Here is an 18,498-nt window from a genome sequence, read left to right on the forward strand (position 1 = left end):
CATGTGCGTGGTGCGCCTGGTGCGCGTGTCCGGGCAGAGCGTTCGGCTCCGTCCGGACTCCTCTGCTCGACTCAGAACCATCGGCTCAGTGCGAAGCCGACGACCCCGACCACCGCCCCGGCGGCGGCCCCCACCACCGTGCTGACGCCCGGGATCGGTACGAGCGTGCCGATGGCCGCGCCCGTCAGGGCCGCTCCGGCGACGGCACCGCCCAGCGAGAGCTTCTCGCCCGCCCCGGCATCGCGAAGTCCCGACTCGATGACGTTGCCGACGACGGCGCCGCCGATCGCGGGCAGGGTGACGGACCAGGCGAACGTCGTCGGCGCCGCGGAGATCGCGGATGCCACTGCGGGCAGCGAACCCGAGGTGACCCCCAGGGTGCCGATGACGAAGGACTCCATGAACGTGCCGGCGATCGCCGCCTCGGCGAACCCGGGGATCAGCGCCTGAGCCACGGCGTTGCCCGTGCCGCGCGCGCCGGCCGCGACCTGCCGGCCGCGTGTGGACGCGGCCCCCGTCGACGCGGAGCCGCCGGAGGTACGCGCGGCGATCTTGTCCTGGACTTCGCCGAGCCTCTCGTCCTCGAACTTGTAGCCCAGTTGCGCCAGCGTCGCGCGCTCGGCGGAGCCCTGCGGGATCGGGGAGCCGTGCGCCTTGTTGGCCGCATTCATCCGCCCCAGACCGGGCATGGCGATGCCCTCGACCTGGTCGACGGGTTTCCCCGAGGCCAGTTGCGCCTTCAGCGCCCGCGTCGCCGCGTTGTCGGCGGGCGTCTTGGTGTCCGACACCGCCTTCGGCGACACCATGGTGGGCGTGGACCCGGACTCCGCGCGGGCCGCGTCACCGACCAGCTTGTCCTGCGCCCGCGGTGAGACATGCTCCTTGATCGTCTTGATCGTGCTCGCATCGCCCGGGGTGCCGTACTGGGGATCGGGCTGGCTCGACCAGCTGGTGACATAGCCGGGCTCGCCCACCCGCGGCAGCCGTGGCTTGAGTGTCTGCGGGTCGAGCCACTCGGCGTTGAAGATCGGGTAGCGCGAACCGTCCTTCTGCCGGCCCCAGCGCGCGAAGACCGCGCTGCCGGGCGTGTAGGGATGCGTGGGGTTGTCGGGCGGATACGCCTTCTCGAAGTCGGCTCCGGTCGGCACCGTCGCCTTGCGCCCCTTGGGCACCCTGACGAGGAAAACGCTCTTCTCGCCCGCCGGGTTGAGAGCGCCCGGCTTCGGTTTGCGCTTCTCCCGCCCGTCGGGGTCCGTGAACATCACCGGGTTGTTGCCGCAGTACCGGTACAGGTTGAGCCCGTCCACGAACCCCCCGGGGTCCGCGCTGGTCCACCGCCCCAGCCACGGCGCGTAGTAGCGCGCCCCCACGTAGTACAGGCCCGTTTCCGCGTCCCGTTCCTTCCCCGCGAAGCGGTAGCGCTTCAGGCTCAGGTCGGTGTCGGGACGACCGCTGCGGTAGGACGTGGTGCCGTACGGGTGGTACTCCTCGTACGAGATCGGGTGGCCGGTGTCGTCCGTCTCCAGGGTGGCGGAGCCGAGGTGGTTGCCGTACTGGTAGCGGACCAGGGGGGTGTCCAGCGGGTTCGCCGGATCGGCGCCCCGGTCGTCGCGGCGCTTGATGTCGATCTGCGCGACCCGGCCCGCGTTGTCGGACAGATGCAGGGTGTGGCGCTCGTAGAAGGGGGCCGCGGTGCCCTGTCGGCGGCGGTGGATCTCCAGCGGGCCCAGGTAGAGGTGCTCGACGATCTCCCCGCCGGGGCGTTCGATCACCTTGCGCGTGCGCTGCCCGTCACCGCCGTAGCGGTAGTGCGCCGTTCCGCCGCCGCCCAGGTCCGCCCGGCGCAGCCGGTCGAACGCGTCCCAGACCAGCTCGTCGGGGGCGGCGGTACGCAGCCGGGTCATGTTGCCGCGAACATCGTGGTCGTAGGTGGCGGTGTACGGGCCGGCCTCCGGGTCACCGGGGCGGCTGGTGGCCAGCAGGCGGTTGGTGCGGTCGGCGGGGTCGGCCTGGTAGGCGTAGCGGTGGCGGCGGGTCCACAGGTCCTGGGCGGCACGGTGCCGCAGGGCCGTGAGGTTGCCTAGCAGGTCGTACTCGTAGCTCTCGCTGTACGTGCGGACCGCCGCCGCGTCGTTGACGTGCGGGAGCCGGTCCACCGCCTCGACGTCGGCGTCGGTGCGGACGGTGTCGTTGGCGCCGCCCGCGTGTTCGCGGCCGAAGGCCCGGACGAGCTGGTAGAGCGCGTCGTACTCGTAGCGGGTGGCCGGGGTGACGACCTGGTTGGCGAAGAAGTGGGTCTGCTGGGCGTCGTCGCGCACCTGCGTGACGTTGCCGACCGGGTCGTAGGTGTAGTGCAGGTCCTGGAGCGGGGCCGTGGGTGAACCGGTGAGCAGACCGGTCAGCCGCGTGGTCGCCGGGTCGTAGGTGTAGCGGGTCGTCACGTCGTTGCCGAAGCGGGCGAAGCGGCGACGGCCCAGCGCGTCGTAGTCCTGCTCCTCCAGGAAGGTGACCGGGCTCGCCCCGCCGGGAAGGTGCGCCGCGATCGAGGCGGGCAGCCCGGACTCGTCGTAGGCGGGGACGAACGCGGTGCCGTCGGGGAGGGTCAGCCGCTCCGGGCGGCCGAGTGCGTCGTGGCTGGAGGTGGCGGTGAAGGGTTCGGCGGTGAGCAGCAGGGGCGCCGCCGTTGTCTGCAGCGCCGCGTAGGTGGTGGCGGTCGTCAGCGGGCGCCAGTCCGGGTCGCTCGTGTGGTCGCGGGTGAAGAGGCGTTCCACCTCGGTGGGGATGCCGTGCAGATCGGCGCGCTGGACACACGTGCTGCCGTCGGGGTCGAAGGACTGGTGGACGGTGCCGAGGAGGTTGCGCTCGGCGGCCTCGGGGTGCCGGTCGCCGTACACCGTGTACTGGAAGACCGTCTCCTGGCCACTGCCGGCGCGGACCAGGCCGCTCACCGGCCGGTGCAGCTCGTCGTACTCGGCGCGCAGCACCTGGCCGTGCTCGTCCCAGGTCCGCACCAGTGCGCCGGTGATGTCCGTGAAGGTCCAACGGCGGCCGCGTTCGGCACTGTCGGCGAGGACGGGGGTGCCCGCCATCCCGGTGAAGCCGGACGCCACGGCGCGGCCCAGCTGGTCGAAGAGCTCGGTGCGGCGGCCCGTGAGGTCGGTCGCGCCACGGACCGACGCCGTCGCTCCGGTCTCGTACCGCACGGTCGTCAGGACCGGACGGCCGAGGCTGTCGAGGTGGGTCTCGGCGGGGGTGCCCGCGTGCCGGGCGGCGAGCCAGGCGGCCCGGCGCTCGGGGTCGGCCTGCGGTTCGGGCTCGGTGAGCGGGTCGGGGCGACCCCGCTGCGCGTACCAACGGCTGTCCCTGACCGTGTCGTTGGCGTCGTGGAGGATGCTCGCCCACTGGCCGAACTCGGTACGGGTGAAGGTGCCGTCGGGCAGGTCGGTGCGGACGAGCCGACCCACCGGATCGTAGAAGCGGATCGCGGTGGAACCGATGGTGCGCATCGCCTCTTCGGCGTCGTAGGCGTGGGTGGGGCTGAAGTAGGGCTCGTAGCTCTTGACCGGCAGGCCCTTGTTGTTGACGACCGTGCGTCCGCTGCCGATCCAGCGGGGGTCGGCGTGGACCGTGGCGGGGCTGCCGTCGGGGCCGGTGGTGAGCGCTTCGCCTGGGGCGGTACGGGCCTTGGTGAGCGCCGGTGTGCCGCCGCCGTCCAGGTGGACGTACGACTCCCGCAGTGGGGAGGCCGGGTCGCCGTGCCGCTCCTTGGCGAGAACGCGGGTGAAGTTGGGGCTCCTGTGGTCCGACCAGTGGAAGAGGTCGTACTCCAGGCGGGTGGTCGGGTCGGCGAGGGTGTCGCCCTCGCCGGCACCCTCCTTGCCGAGCAGAGCGGTCCTCACGACCAGGCCCAGCGTGTCGTACTCGACCTCGGCACGGTTGCCGTTGGGGTCGGCCAGCCTGAACGGCGCCAACACCCGGTAGTCGTTGGTCAGTTCGACGGTGTTCCAGGGTGCCTGGACGACGCGGTGCCGGACCGGCAGCAGGTCGTGGGCGTCGAAGTCGGTGACCGTCTCCACGCCGAAGGGGCTCCGGGCGCCGACGGCGCGGAAGAAGCGGAGGGCCGGGTCACCGGGCGGATGGACCGCCGTACCGGAGGGGATCCACCAGTCGGTGCCGCCCGTGAGACGCACATAGCCGGCCCCGGTCAGGTCGGCGTCGGTGATCTGCCCCGCGTACCGGTCGGTGACGAACCGTGCGGTGAAGGCCAGTCCGTAGCTCTCGTACGGCAGGGCGCGGGTGTCCCACTGGCCGAGCGGCAGCGGGGCGAGGGCGTCGGAGCGGAACAGGTGCCGGGACACTGCCAGTGGGCGCCGCTGGACGCCCGTACCGTCGGCGTCGTCCTCGTAGGCGATCGGTGTCGCCCGGCCGATGCCCTCGCGCAGCTCCCGCAGGGTGAAGGCGGCGCCGGCGGGCGCGAGGCCGGTGATCTCGAAGTCCCGGCTCTCGAAAGGGACGCCGAGCCGGTGCACGGGTACCGGTACCGAGGTGTCGAGGTCCGGGGTGTGGTCGGTCTCGACGCAGGTGATGTGGGTGCGGCGCTGGTCCCGGGTGACTTCGGCGGGCAGCGCGGGATCGGCGACCCGGCGGCCGTGGACGATCGACGCCGATCTCAGCACTTCTCCGTGCGGGCCGTGGTCGAGGACGACGGTGTGCGCGACGCGCGGGTCCGAGGGGTCGCGGTCGTAGGTACGGGTCATCGTCGCCCGGTCCTTGACGAGGTAGGCCGGGCGCGCCGCGCCGTGCCGGTGCTGGAGCCGCTCGACGGCGTAGGCGCTCTCGGTGACCGCGTAGGGGTGCTCCTGGTCCGGGGAGCCGTCGAAGCTGTAGACCTCGGTGCGCAGCGGACGGCCCCGTAACGCCCCGACGCATTCGCGCAGTTCGGCGGGGTCGAGGCCGTCGGGGAGTTCCGGGGCCGGCAGGTGCCGCTCACCGAGATAGAACTCGCCGGTCAGCCGCTCCAGGAGGTCGGGGCCGTCCGGGTGGGCGCCGGTGTGGAACCAGCTGCGGGTGGTGACGGGCGGCTGGAAGAGGGCGGGGTCGGTCTCCTGGGCGCCGCCCGTCCGCGCCACTTCGGCTGCGTACCCCTCGTACGCCTCGGTGTCGTGCTGTTCGACCAGGCCGAAGCCGCGGAACTCTCGTTCCACGCCGTCGAAGTAGCCGTGGTGGTAGGAGTAGCGGCTGGTGAAGCGGGTGCGCCGGACATGGTCGATGTGCTCGCTCTGCTCGACGACGTGGACCGGGAAGGGCAGGCGGGTGTGCCAGGGTCGTCCGGCGCGCCGGTCGGCGAGATAGAAGGCGGTGGAGGAGGCGTAGCGGACCCGGGTCTCGGCGCCCATGTGGTTGTCGGCGCCGGTCAGCAGGTGCGGTTTGGTGCCGCCCATCAGGTCGATGTAGCGCAGCGGGTCGTCGGCGTCGGCGGGCAGCGGCGAGGACCACACCAGGCAGGCGGTGCCGTTGCCGAGCAGGTCGGCGACGCGGACCTGGGCGGGGTGGCCGAGGTGCGGCAGTCCGGGCAGCCGGTGGGCGGGGCCCCAGCCGTTGCCGGAGCGGTTGTACCAGAGCCGTACACCGTCCCGGCCCACGTACAGCAGGTCGGTCGTGCCGGAGCCGTCGACGTCGGCGAGCCGCACCCTGCCGGGGTCGAAGCCGTCGGGGGTGTCGAGGCGGGGGGCGTCGTTCATGACGACGGGGGCGCCGAAGTGCCCGTGTCCGAGGTTGGGCCAGTAGCGGATCTCGCCGTCGCGGACGCGCACCAGGTCGGTGAGGCCGTCGCCGGACATGTCCGCGAGGAACAGTGTGTGCGTGCTGTCGCCGATCAGGGGGCGCGGTCCCGCCCCGTCCTCGTCGGGATGCGGGGCGCCCCGAGGGGGGCCGAAGCCCCGCGCACCGAGCCCCGGATACCAGACGACACCGGTGTCCTCGCAGGTCAGCAGATCCGCGAGGCCGTCTCCTGTGAGGTCGAGGCGTCGGGTGGACGGGGCGTCGAGGTCGACAGCCGGCGCGGAGGCGAACGGGGTGAAGGGCTCCCAGCCGGCGCCGTCGGCGGTCCGGGTGTGAAAGCCGCGCGGCTCCCGGTCCAGCCGTACGAGATCGAGTTGTCCGTTCCCGTCGAGGTCGGTCAGCTCAGGGCCCGAGCGGTTCAGTCGCAGGGACGGCTGGGTGCCGAGACGGCGCACCGGACCGAGCCTGCCGTCGCCGAGGTTCGGCTTGTAGTACCAGGCGCCGCCCTGTGCGCTGAGCACGCCCGACAGCCCTTCGCCGTCCAGGTCCACCCAGTCGTACGCCCGCTCGTCCAGCCCGGCCGGCAGGTTCTGCAGGCTGTCGCCGTCCAGGTGGCGAACCTCGGCGCTGATCTCCGCGTGGGTGTAGGTGAAGGTGAGGGGTGGCAGCGAGCTCCCGGTGTATCCGCCGTCGGCGGACCGCTGGAAGCCACTGACGGTGACCGATTCGAGGAAGGAACCGCCCGGGTGGCCGCGCCGGGGGTCGCCGGGCACGCCCTGTGCGTCGGGGGCGGCCCGGTAGGTGAAGGCGGTGGCGGCGACGAGACAGCCCTGGCCCACCCCGGGCTCGTCGGGGAAGTGGTGGAACATCAGTACGCGTTGGCACAGCCGGTAGGTGCGTACCTCGAAGGCCGGCCGGTGGGTGGAGAACGGGTCGGCGCGGCACAGCCGGGGTGCGGTGGGCGCCGGTGTGGGGGCCTCGCCCGGATGGTCGCCGTAGTCGAGCACCACCTCGAACATCCAGTCGGCGTCGCGCAGTTGGTCCGGGGTCACGTCCACCGGCCGGCGGCCGTTCCCGTCGAGCAGGGGGACGCGGTTGCCGTACCGCACACGGTGGAGGCTGCGGCCCGCACCGCGCGCGAGGCTGTCCGGGGCGCCCCGGCCCTGCTCGTGCGGCGCCGCGGTGTCGACTCCTTCGGCGTCCTCGGCCCGGTAGTCGTACCGCACGGCGTTGCCCCGGTCGTCGCGGGTCTCGCAGAGCAGCCAGCTGAAGATCCGGTGCGGATCGGCGGGATCGGCGACACGGGACGCCCCGTCGCGTCCGTAGACGTTCAGGAGGTTGTCGGCCGACAGTGTCCGCCAGTGCACGTCGCCGTCGGCGGTGCGCGTCCAGCGCTCCACCCGCGCGAAGTCGCCCTCGACGCGCGGCCGGTAGCGGCGCACGTGGTAGCCGGGGTGCGCGGAGACCGCGCCGCCCTCCCCCGGCGGGAACGGCACGAGGTCGTCGCCGCCGGTCAGCAGGAAGACATCGGCGTCCTCGGCGGCGACGTCCGGGGCGGTGTCGCGGTAGCGGGGCAGGCCGGTGTCCGTACGGCGGGCGACCATCGGCGGGGAGAACTGCCAGCCGATGCCGAACAGGCCGTTTCCCGAGCCCGAGTCGTAGGTGAGCGAGAACGCGGGAGTCAGTTCCCGGGCCGCGCTGGTGACGATCGGTACGGACAGCCGGCCGGTGCCGTGCACCGGATCGGCGGCGAACTTCTCGCCGATCGCCCGGATCGCTCCCCCGCCCTTCGGGAGCGACCCTCCGAGCACCGCACCGCTGCCGCCCCCGACACCGCGCCCGGCGTCCGAGGACGCCTCTCTCTTGGACTTGTCCACGAGACCCCCGTTTCGTGGCAGGCACCCGCCGAGGGGCGCCCACTCGCCTGGCAAGCGTCCGGTAGGCATGTCTCTCCAGTACAGGGCGAATCAGGGCAACCGCTGCCAGGGGGCATAATGATTTGTCTGTCGCCCGAGACGGGCACAAGTCACCTTGAAACGAGTCAAAGGCGTACTTCACCGAAAGGCGTCCGCGCTCCACTCGGCCGCCGATCCTCTCGTCTTACCGCCCCCGAGTGCGCAGAAACGATCCAGCAGCATATGCGATCTGTCCGGTTCTGCTCTTGGAACGCCACGGGCACAACGGCGTCTCGCGGCCGTCCGCGCGGCCGTCCGCTGGAACTGCTCGATCCGGCCGAGATCGAGTGCCGCCCCCGTGTCCGCGATGGTCACGGTGGACACGGGGGCGGCGGGGCTCCGCTCCGCTCAGTCGGAGTGCGTACAGCTCCGCCCGTTCAACGTGAAGTCGACCGGCGCCGAGTTCTCACCGCGCCACGACGCGAGGAAGCCCACCGCGAGTGAGCCGCCCGCGGCGACGGACTTGTTGTAGTCGGCGGCGCTCGCCGACACCCGGGAACCCTTCTGGTCGAAGCCGCCGTCCCACATCTGCGTCAGCTTCTGTCCGTCGCGGAAGGTCCAGCCGACGCGCCAGGTGTCGAGGGCGTAGTCGGACTTGACGATGACGGTGGCCTGGAATCCGTCCGGCCACTCGCTGACCAGGTCGTACCTGGCGTGGCAGACGGCGGGCTCGCTGGGATCGGGCTGGATGCCGTCCTGCTCGGCGGAGGACGACGAGTCGCCCTGGGCCTCCTTCTCCGACCAGGGCCCCGTACCGGCCCCCGCGCCGGCGCTGGACTTCGGCGTCTTCGGGGACGCCGTGGACGACGTCGATTCGCCCACCGAACCGGAGCCGGACGGCAGGCCGTCGAACGAGGGCACCTGCTCCCCCACGGGTTGCCGGCCCGACTCCGCGGCGGTCTCGGTGCCGTCGTCCCCCGAGCCGAAGGGCACCAGGGTCACGACGAGTGCGAGCAGCGAGACCCCGGCGGCCACGGCCAGCAGCCCGGCGCGCCCGATCCGGGCCCGGCCGCCGCTCTCCCGCATCCAGGCGGCGGGTTCGTCCGTGTCGTCGGCGGCACTGCGGCTGAGCCCCGACTCGACGGCCCTGCGCCGCCGTTCGAGGTAGGCGAGGCCGCCCCAGCCGATCACTCCGCCCGCGAGCGCGGACGGCAGCCCGCCCCCGCTGTGCTTCAGACAGGCGGCGGCCTCCGCGCACTCGACGCAGCGCGCCAGGTGCCGTGACAGGTCGTCCGGCACGTCGGCGGCGGGCGAGCGGGTGACCGCGTCGAGCAGCCGGGCATAGCTGCGGCACTCCTCGGAGAGCGGGGTGTCGAGGTGATTGCGGTGGCAGCGGTCGCGGAACACCCCGCGCACCTGCTGCAGTTCCTCGACGAGGCCCGCCGGATCGAGGCCGAGCCGGCGGGCCACCGCGGCCGTCGGCATGGCCTCGACCTCGCTCAGCCACAGGAGCGCGGCGTCCGGTTCCTGCATGTCCCGCAGCCCGCGCAGGGCCAGCGGCCGGTGCAGGGGCGGGCCGGAAAAGCGCTCGGCGTGCTCGGAGTTGAGCCACAGACGCAGTTCGGGTACGAGTCGGTCGCCGTGACCCTGGGCCTCCCAGTCGATGGTGGTCTGTCGTACGGCGGTCAGGAGGAGCGGTATGCGGGGCAGCCGGGGCGTACGTGCCCGGCGTCCGAAGCTTCTGCCGCCGGTCTGGGCCTCCGCGGCACGCGCTTCGCGTATGCCGAGGGAGAAGGCCTCGGAGGCCAGGGGGCGTGCGTCGGCGGAGCCGCCGGTGCAGAGGTCGGCGTAGGAAAGAACCGCGTCCCAGCACTCCGAGAACAAGGTTGCCTCGGCGGCGTCCTGAGGGGTCGGCAGGTCTGGCATGGGTGGGGGTTTCACCTGCATCCAGATGGGGGTTCAAGTGGGGTCAACTCACCCGTTCAATACGGGAGTTGCGGGGGACGTCTCGCGACCGGGCGAGTTTTTCACGCTTCCCGCACAACTGACAAGCGGCACCACCACATCCGGTTACCGCCGGTCTCATGCCCCACCGGGCCCACCGGCCTCAGACGTACGTCCCCACCGGCACCTCGCCCCGCCCTTCGCCCCCTGTCGGCCGCCCTGGCCCTCAGGCCACCGGCACCTCGTCCGTACCCGCTTCCTTCTCCTCCCCCACCGGCGCGTTCGCCGGGAGGCTGTCCATGAACGAGCTGACCGAGAACACCGCGTTGCCCGGTCCGGGCGGCCCGTATCCGGGCGGCGAGGCGAGCCCGAACTCGTCCATCGTCGACCGGTAGGCCTCCAGCAGCCGGATGTGGTACTCCAGCGGCGCGCCCTGCGGGTTGGCCTTGCCCAGCGGGGTCGTCGGCTCGGGGCACCAGGTCGTGAAGCGGGGCGTGATGCCCTGCGACATGAAGAACCGCAGCCCCTCCGTCGTGGAGGCGATCGCCTCGTCGACCGTCGTGAACCCGAAGGGCTCGGCCATCTCCACGCCCGCGACGAAGTTGGGGATGACATTGCGCGCGCCGAAGACCTCCGCCGAGTCCAGGATGCGCTTGTGCCACTCGTCGCGGCCCACGTAGCGCTCCTTGCCCGGGCAGAACATCTTGAACAGGTACTCGTCCCACACCTCGTAGTTGGGGTGGTAGATCTGCACTCCGTAGTCCTTGAAGCGCTGCACGTCGTCGCGGGGCAGCGCCTGGGCGACGACCTTGCCGATCCACCGCCCCGGGAAGTGCTCCTCGATGGCCTTGGCGTACATGCCGTAGAAGTCGGCCTCGTCGCGGCCCTGCAGCTTGGAGGTGATCGCGCCGCCGGTCAGCGTGTACGCGGTGGACACCTTCGCCGTGTCGTACCGGTCGATGATCTCCAGCGCCTCAAGGACCTCGTCGACGTCCTTCACCCCGGTGTACGGGCGGCCCGCCGCCTTCTGCTGGCGCCAGTTGTGGTTGATGTCGCAGTACTGGCACTCCTCCTTGGCGCCGAAGTACTGGCAGACGCGGAAGACCGTCAGGTAGATCAGGTAGCCCCACTGGATCGTGGGGGCCACCTCCATGACGGACTTCCCGTTGGAGAGCTTGTGCCGGTAGTACTCCGGCATCGGCGGCACCCCGACGTCCGAGATCCGCTTCCCGTCGAGGTACAGCCCGAGCATGCCGTCGGGGCTCGCGGCGACCCGGTAGGGCGAGGAGGGGTTCACGCGGACGGACACGACGGTCCTCCGCAGGTCGTACGGGCCACCGGTGAGGATGATCTCCTCGGGCGGCCGGCGCAGGGCGGCCTCGCCCAGCTCGGGCAGGGTGCTGTGGTCGAAGGAGAAGATGAAGTAGGACTTCGGTTTGACGTCGCCGCCCTCGTTGTCGCTGAGCGCGGAGTCGTCGAAGGCCACACCCCCGCGGAGCAGGTCTTCTTTGAAGACCGCCTCTCGCGGTACGTGCGGGAACCTTTCCATCAGGTCCTCGACCAGCGCGGTTCGGCTGCCCATCCCGTCCTCCTCGCTCCCTGCGGCGTGCTCCCGACGGCCGTGTTCGACTCCTCACGGTATGCCCCGCCTCCGGAGCGGCCTGTGCCGGGGCCCTCCCGGGCCGGTGGGGCACCCCGGGAGAGACCCGGGCAGCGTCACCCCGTCTCCCCGGGCACACCCACCGCCACCTGCGCGAACACCGCGTCGCCCGTCGCCGCGAAGCCCGCGTGGACCGCGTGGGGGAAGGGCGTGAAGAGGGTGGCGGCGGTCATCCAGGTCGTGCCGTCCGGTGACACCTGGCCGTGTACGAGGTGGGTGTCGGCGTCGCGGACGACGCGGAGGTACGGCGTCGCGGTCAGGCTCTGCCCGGCGAGCCGGCGGGTGACCGGTGAGCGCGGGTCGTCCTGCCAGTCGTGGCGGCTGTCGCGGGTGCGGTGGTGGAGGACGAGCTGCCCGTCGTCGTCCGCGCCGAAGAACAGGTGCCGGGTGTCGGCGGTGACGCGGTCGCGGAGCATCAGTCCGGTGAGCGGCCCGTGCGCTCCGGTGACGCGGGCCGTGAGGGTGAAGCTCCCGGCCAGCGGACGGCTCACGTAGTGCAGCTGGTCCTCGATGTCACGCGAGGACACCCGGTAGTCGTCGCCCTCGCCGAGTCCGTCGCCCCGCGCGCCGAGCACCCGGACGGTCGAGCCGCGCACCGCCGTGCTGCCCGGCCGTGCGGTGTGCAGGGCGTCGTCCCGCCAGCCCGAGTTCCGCAGTCCGGGCGAGGCGGGCTTCGGCAGCTCGGTCCGGATGCTGTGCGACGTCCAGCCGCGAGCGCCGTCGTTGACCGCCGTGACCGTGTAGAAGTACGTCTCGCCGGGGCGCGCGGAGGTGTCCGTGAAGTGCCGCCCGCTCTCGTTCGCCGACAGGACCTCGTACGGGCCCCTGCGGCGCGTCGCCCGCCGTACCTCGTAGTGCGCCGCGCCCGCGGTCGTCTGCCAGGTCACCGTGACCGAGCCGTCGCCGGGCAGGGTGTGTACGAAGTCGACGTGCGCGGGCGGGAGTTCGGCTACCCGGTCGGTCGGGAGCCGCAGTACCAGGCCGGTCCTGGGCGGCACCCGCACTGTGCCGCCGCGCACCGGCAGGTCCTCGCCGGTGACCAGGTCGAGAACTGTCCGCTCAAGGACGGACGGCACCTCCACCTCGTACGCCCGCTCGTTCCCGTACGCCTTCCGTGTCGTGTTGAAGACGAAGAGATAGCGGCCGTAGCGGGCGGTCAGCAGGTCCGGGTAGCCCGAGTACGCGTGGTCGGCCTCGAAGTTCTCGCGGTGCACCGTGCCGACGCCCGGCTGGAAGGTGATCGGCGCGAGTTCGCCCGCCAGCGCCTGGGGTGCCGAGGAGTCAGCCGTCTGCTGGTCCTCCATGAAGTCGACGTCGATGTTGTCCATGCGGGCCCAGTAGTCCTCGTACCGGAAGCGGGCATTGGTGTTGATCTGGACGATGTGGTCATGGTTCGCCCGCCGGACGTGGAGGCGTCCATTGCGTGCGAAACCCCGCTGCCGCTCGTTGAGCTGGCCCCACAGGTGGAGGTCTCCGTCCCTGAGCGTCACGAACATGCAGTCGACGTCGACCCACGCGAAGCGCTCGTGGTCGCGCTCGTCCACGGCCAGGGCGTCCAGCTCCGCGGCCGTGTAGTGGGCGAAGTCCGTGTGCGGGTGGACGATTCCGGTCGGCTCGTGGGACTTCAGGTAGGCGTAGGTCTCGCCGAGCGTGAGGTCGTACTTGTTCTTGCCGGTGACGGCCGCGAAGGAGCTGAAGTACTGGTGGTCGGCGAGCTGTTGCTGGGCGAAGCCGACGGCCTCGCGGGCGTACGCGCGCGTGCTCGCCCAGCGGCTCGCGGTGTACCGGTCGGCGTGCTCGGCCATGTGCCGCGACAGCGAGACGTAGTTGAGGATGCGGCCCTCGGAGATGCGCAGCACATAGCCGGGAAAGCCCGGGTAGTTGGTGTTCCGCTCGTCGATCACCATCTCCATGCGCATCGTGCGCTTGAGGTTGTCGTCGAGGTCCGTCATCCGGGCCAGCGAGCGGGCGTGCAGGTTGCGCAGTGCCGTCTCCAGGATGCGGTCGTTCAGGTCCTCGTCGCCCTCGTGCCCCCAGGTGCGGTGGAACCACTCGGGCAGGTAGTTCGTGGCCTCGCCGTAGTTGGCGACATAGCCGTTCTCGCGGGTGTGGCCCGCCTCCGTCATCGTCGTGTAGTGCCTGCCGAGGGGCAGTCGGCGCACCACGTCACCGTTCTTGTCGAGCTTGGACCTGGCCAGCCCTTTGATCACGTACTTGATGTAGTCGTCCGTCCAGCGGGCCGTGGTGTCGTGCTGGAACAGCGAGTGGAAGAGGTCCAGGTCCTGGCCGTCCGGGCCGACGAGCACCTCCTCGCCGAGGAACGGCAGCCAGCCGAGCGCCTCGCCCGCGATGCGATGGGCGCGCGCCCTGCCCTCGTAGAACTGCGAACCGATGACCCGCAGCCCCTCGTGGGCCTCCCAGGCGCCCTCGTACGTGTACATCACCTGGTTGTAGATGTACGAGAGCCGGGAGCGGGCGTAATCGAAGTTGGCCTTCAGGACGCGGCCCCAGGCGGCCCGGCGGGTCAGCGGTGAGCCGTCGAGGTCGACGTCCTCGATCGAGGTCTCCCCCTCGCTCGTCCCGGTGGTGAAGGGCTCGTCGAGGAACGCCTCGAAGGCTTGGCGGCCGAGGACGTCGTCGTCGGCGATGAGGTTCTCCACGACGTACAGCGCCTCGCCGAGCGCCCCGTAGTAGCCGCCCCAGTCACCCTGGTGACCGCCGCGGGCCAGCAGCCTGGTGTCGGCGTAGTAGTCCCCGGTGTGGTTGTCGACGCACTTGAAGACCCGGAGCAGGGCCGCCTTGCGCTCGGCGGCGGACTTCGCCGGGCACCAGCTCGACCGCGTCAGCGCGGTGGCGTAGAAGCGGAGTTCGTCCTGGTAGCGAACGATGCTGAGCCGCGCGGTCGCCGAGGCGTCGACCTTCGCCGAGTACGTGCCGAAGAGCTTCACCTGCCCGGTCACATAGCCGTCGACCAGTGCCTGCTTCTGCGTCTCGGACACGTCCGCGACCGTGTCCGTGGGCGGTGTGAAGTCGGCCTGCGGCTCGTCGCTCACGTCGAGGTACGCGCCGGTGTGGGTGTACGCCCGGAAATAGCCGCGCGAGTCGCCGGTGACTATGGCGCTGAAGGCCGCGTCATAGGTACGCAGGGTGATCTCGGCCCGCTCCCTGCCCTTGGTGTGCTCCAGCGGCAGCATCACCGTGGCGTAGAAGAACCGGCCGGGCAGCGGACGGACCGTGCCGGTGTTCAGTGCCTCGTAGTCCCCGGAACGCCGATAGCCGATCTGCCGGCCGCCGATGTACGCGATCGTCTTGTACGGGGAGCTGTCGCCGCCCCAGAACTTGACCGTGAGGTAGTTCTGGTGGAGGGGGTCGACCCGCACCGTGAAGCGGAGGTCGCCGGTCCTGATCCCCGGGGTGGCCAGGGGTTTCGCGACGCGGGCCCGGTCGCCCGCGTTGCCGTTGACGACGGCGGAGCCGGGGGCGTCGAGGTGGTGCGCGGACTCGGAGTCCGGGTCGCCGAAGTCGAGGAGGTCGAGGCGCCCGGTGCCCTCGGCGGGCTCCTGGTCGTCCCCGGCTGCGGATGCCTGCCCGGCGGCCGTCCAGGACCACCCGGTCAGCGCGAGGGAACCGGTGCCGGTGGCGGCTCCGGCCATGACGGATCTTCTGGTGACGGGCATACGGAATCCTCACAACAACCAGCGGCGGAAGGGGGGTTGACTACTTCAGGGAGCCGAGCGTCACGCCCGAGCGCCAGAAGCGCTGCATCGAGATCATCAGGAGCACCATCGGGACGAGGGAGAGCAGCGAGCCCACGACCACCATGCCGGTCAGGTCGGTGGAGGTGTCGACCTTGACCTTCAGCCAGGAGTAGAGGCCGACCATCACGGTCCACTTCTCCGGCGTACGCAGGAACACCAGCGGCCCGAAGAACGAGTTCCAGGAACCGACGAAACCCAGCAGGAAGATCGTGGCCGCGCCCGTGGACATGAGGCGTGCGCCGACCATGAAGAAGATCCGGTACTCACCGGCCCCGTCGATCCGGGCCGCCTCCAGGAGTTCCGGCGGGATGGCGCCCTCCGCGTACACCTTGGCGAGGTAGACGGAGAAGGCGTTGAACAGGCTCGGCACGATGATCGCCAACGGGCTGTCGACGATCCCGAGGTCCGTGTAGAGCAGGAAGGACGGAATGGTGAGCAGTGCGTGCGGGACGAGGAAGGACCCGATGACGCAGCCCATCAGCAGGCCCCGGCCGCGGAACCGGTACATCGCCAGCCCGTAGCCGCAGGCGACGCAGACCAGGGTCATGCCCGCGGTGCCGAGCACCCCGTAGTAGAGGGTGTTCCAGAGCCACTTGAGGAAGATGCCGTCCTGGTACGTGAACAGCGCCTTGAGGTTGTCCGTGAAGTGCAGGTCGGCGAACCACAGGCCGTTGGTGGTGTAGAGGTCGGACTGGTTCTTGGTCGCCGAGACGATCAGCCACCACACGGGGGCCAGCGAGTAGAGCGTGAAGAACACCACGCCGCCGAGGACCAGGGCCCTGGTCCGGCGGGAGTGCCGGACGGGGCCGGTTCCCCCGCGGGGAGCGGTGCCCCGCTTCACCCGCCGGGCTGCGGACGTGGAGGGTGAGGGTGAGGGTGAGGGTGAGGGTGAGGGTGAGGGGCCGACAGTCACGGTCATGAGGTGGGGGCCTTGTTCGTGAGGCGGTAGAACAGTGCGGACGTGGCGCCGACCACCAGGGCGAGGATGACCGAGAGTGCGGAGGCGTAGTGGAAGTCGCCCTGCTGGAAAGCCCAGTCGTAGATCGCCATGATCGGGGTGAAGTCCCGGGTGACGGTCTCCGGTGCCATGGACTTGAAGAGCATCGTGTCACTGAAGATCTGCAGGGTGCCGATGATGCTGAGCACGGTGGTGAGCACCAGGGAGCGGCGGACCAGCGGCACCTTGACCGACCAGGCGATCCGCCACTCGGAGGCGCCGTCGATGCGGGCCGCGTCGTAGACGTTGGCGTCGACCGAGCGCAGCGCCGAGTAGACGATCAGCATGTTGAAGCCGATCCCGCTCCACGCCATCAGGTTGCCGATGGACACCCAGATGAGATCGCCGCCGTAGAAGTTCGCGTCGATGCCGAACAGCTCGAAGAACGGGGTGAGCGGTCCGACCACCGGGCTGTACAGATAGATCCAGATCAGCGTGGCGACGATGCCGGGGATCATGTACGGGATCAGCAGCGGGATGCGGAAGCGGTCGGCGACGCGTTGCGAGGCCGCGTCGAGCAGCAGCGCGAGTCCGACACCGGCGGCCTGGATGAGCGGGATGCTGATCACCGCGAAGAGGCCGACGCGCAGCATCGAGGCCCAGAAGCGCTCGTCGGCGAAGCCCTCGACGAAGTTGTCCAGACCGACGAACTCGACGGTCTTCGCGCCGAATCCGAGCCCCGAGCCCTTCTCCCGGTAGAGGCTCTCCTTGAGTGCCATGACGAGGGGTGTGAGGGTGAACAGGGCGAACCCGAGGAAGAAGGGGACCGTGAACGAGGCGCCCTTCAGGGCCATGATCCGTCGCCATCCGAGACGCGTGGCCCGGGACGGCGACCCGGTGACGGCTGCCACGCCGATCAGCCCTCGACGTTGATGTTCTTGGACTTCAGGTCGTCGACCGTGAACTCCTGCAAGTGCTCCAGAGCCTGCTCGACCGTGATCCTCCTTGTCACGATCTTCGCCCACTGGTCCTGCAACTCGGCGAAGACACCCGTGTAGTTGGGCCCCACCGTCCAGTTGCTCCTCGCGTGGTCGACGGACTTGAGGATCACACCGCGGGCCTCGGACCTGTGGGTGCCGAACAGCTTGTCGGTGACCACCGAGTCGACCCAGGGTGTGACGTCCTTGAGGGCGCCCGGCCACTCGTACTGCTTGGTGTCCTTCTGGTAGGTGGCGTCGATACCGGCCTTGGTGGTCTTCATCCACACGGCCGCCTCGACGGCTTCCTCGACGTGCTCGCAGCCCTTGGGGACGAGCACGCCGTTGTTGGCGCTGTACGAGGAGGTGGTGAACTCCTTGGCGTCGGAGAACTGGGGCAGGTCGATGGGCTGCCAGTCGCCGAGGGACTTCTTGTAGTTCAGCTCGTAGTTCTGCAGCTGCCAGGTCTGCGTGGGCAGCGAGACCATCCTGCCGGAGTCGAAGTAGCTGATCAGGGCGGGCCGGTCCTGGTAGGTCCGGTTGGCGACCAGACCGCCGTCCACGAGTCGCTGGACGATGTCGGCGGCCTCGCGGGACTCCGGTGACAGGAAGTCGATCCGCCAGCTGTCACCCTTCTGCTCGTACCAGGTGCCGCCCGCCTGCTGGACGAGGTTGACCAGGGTGGAGGGGTCCTCACCGGCCAGGTTCATGACGTACACGTCGTGCTTCTTGAGCTTCTTGCCCGCGGCGATCACGTCGTCCCAGGTCCTGGGCACATCGATGCCGTACTTGTCGTACACCGAGCGGTTGATCATCATGAACGTCGGGTTGAAGCCGGTCGGTACGGCGTAATAGGCGCCGCCCGCCCGGACGTTCGGGAGCGCGGCCGGGTTGAAGCGGTCGAGGTACGGCTCCAGTTCCTTGTCGACGCTGCTCAGCAGGCCCTCACCGACCAGGCTGGGCACCTCGCCGAAGTTCTGCACCAGGCAGGGCACGTCCTTCTGGGCGGCGACCGCGTTGCGCAGGTTCTGGGCCGTGCCCGGGTTGTCGGCCTGCTTGACGAACTTGAGCTTGATGTCGGTATGGGTGGCGTTGAACCTCGCCACGACCGGGTCGACGTTCTTGGTCTCCGTCCAGCTCCAGTACTCGATCGTGACCGGCCCCTTCGACTGGTCCGAGGAATCGCCGGAGCCGCCGCAGGCCGTCGCGGTGAGAGCGAGCACGGTGACGAGGGCGGCGGCCGGCGCTGCCGCGCGGCGCGGGACACGGGAGTGGGGCATGGCGGCTCCTGAGGGACGAGGGCTGGGTAAAAGGGCACGATCAGGACATGGCGGAGGCAGGGAGGACCGGCCGCCGCTCGGGTCGTACCGTCCGAAGGCGTCTTAGAAACCGGTCTCTATGGAAGCTAGGACCGGTGCCGGGGGTCGGCAAGACTTCGGGCAGAGAAAACTGGGAATCCGGGCCAACTGGCCGTGTTTGCACGGGATTTCGAACCGGCGAGTGCGAAATAGGCGTCTATCGGACGGCGGATCTCATAGAGACCGGT

Annotated in this window: 7 protein-coding genes; all 7 read right to left on the minus strand. The window is 70.5% G+C overall.

Annotation, left to right across the window (positions count from 1 at the left end; translation table 11 throughout):
- Positions 1 to 71 precede the first annotated feature (71 nt).
- Positions 72 to 7,658: a SpvB/TcaC N-terminal domain-containing protein gene (locus tag ACIOKD_RS01400; protein ID WP_402076632.1), complete on the minus strand. Its 7,587-nt coding sequence runs from the start codon at positions 7,656 to 7,658 to the stop codon at positions 72 to 74.
- A 426-nt stretch (positions 7,659 to 8,084) separates the two neighbouring features.
- Positions 8,085 to 9,602: a cellulose binding domain-containing protein gene (locus tag ACIOKD_RS01405; RefSeq protein WP_402076633.1), complete on the minus strand. Its 1,518-nt coding sequence runs from the start codon at positions 9,600 to 9,602 to the stop codon at positions 8,085 to 8,087.
- 244 nt (positions 9,603 to 9,846) lie between these two features.
- Complete coding sequence (locus ACIOKD_RS01410; protein WP_402076634.1) at positions 9,847 to 11,202, minus strand: radical SAM protein; 1,356 nt, start codon at positions 11,200 to 11,202, stop codon at positions 9,847 to 9,849.
- A 134-nt stretch (positions 11,203 to 11,336) separates the two neighbouring features.
- The gene (locus ACIOKD_RS01415; protein ID WP_402076635.1) at positions 11,337 to 14,957 is read right to left on the minus strand and encodes a Tat pathway signal protein; all 3,621 of its coding nucleotides are present in this window, start codon (positions 14,955 to 14,957) and stop codon (positions 11,337 to 11,339) included.
- Positions 14,958 to 14,997: 40 nt separating this feature from the next.
- Positions 14,998 to 15,879 (minus strand): carbohydrate ABC transporter permease, encoded by an 882-nt coding sequence (locus ACIOKD_RS01420; RefSeq protein WP_402076636.1) that lies wholly within the window; start codon positions 15,877 to 15,879, stop codon positions 14,998 to 15,000.
- A 74-nt stretch (positions 15,880 to 15,953) separates the two neighbouring features.
- Positions 15,954 to 16,886, minus strand: a complete 933-nt coding sequence (locus ACIOKD_RS01425; protein ID WP_402076637.1) for a carbohydrate ABC transporter permease — start codon at positions 16,884 to 16,886, stop codon at positions 15,954 to 15,956.
- Between the two features lie 5 nt (positions 16,887 to 16,891).
- On the minus strand, positions 16,892 to 18,232 hold the full coding sequence (locus ACIOKD_RS01430; RefSeq protein WP_402076638.1) for an ABC transporter substrate-binding protein: 1,341 nt from the start codon (positions 18,230 to 18,232) through the stop codon (positions 16,892 to 16,894).
- Positions 18,233 to 18,498 lie beyond the last annotated feature (266 nt).

Source organism: Streptomyces sp. NPDC087844, assembly GCF_044742785.1.
In the GTDB taxonomy this organism is placed as follows: Bacteria; Actinomycetota; Actinomycetes; order Streptomycetales; family Streptomycetaceae; genus Streptomyces.

What these genes read in the sequence shown, in the direction of transcription:
- ACIOKD_RS01405 (WP_402076633.1), bottom strand. Translation starts at nt 9,602, where the DNA reads ATGCCAGACCTGCCGACCCCTCAGGACGCCGCCGAGGCAACCTTGTTC.
- ACIOKD_RS01410 (WP_402076634.1), bottom strand. Translation starts at nt 11,202, where the DNA reads ATGGGCAGCCGAACCGCGCTGGTCGAGGACCTGATGGAAAGGTTCCCG.
- ACIOKD_RS01415 (WP_402076635.1), bottom strand. Translation starts at nt 14,957, where the DNA reads ATGCCCGTCACCAGAAGATCCGTCATGGCCGGAGCCGCCACCGGCACC.
- ACIOKD_RS01430 (WP_402076638.1), bottom strand. Translation starts at nt 18,232, where the DNA reads ATGCCCCACTCCCGTGTCCCGCGCCGCGCGGCAGCGCCGGCCGCCGCC.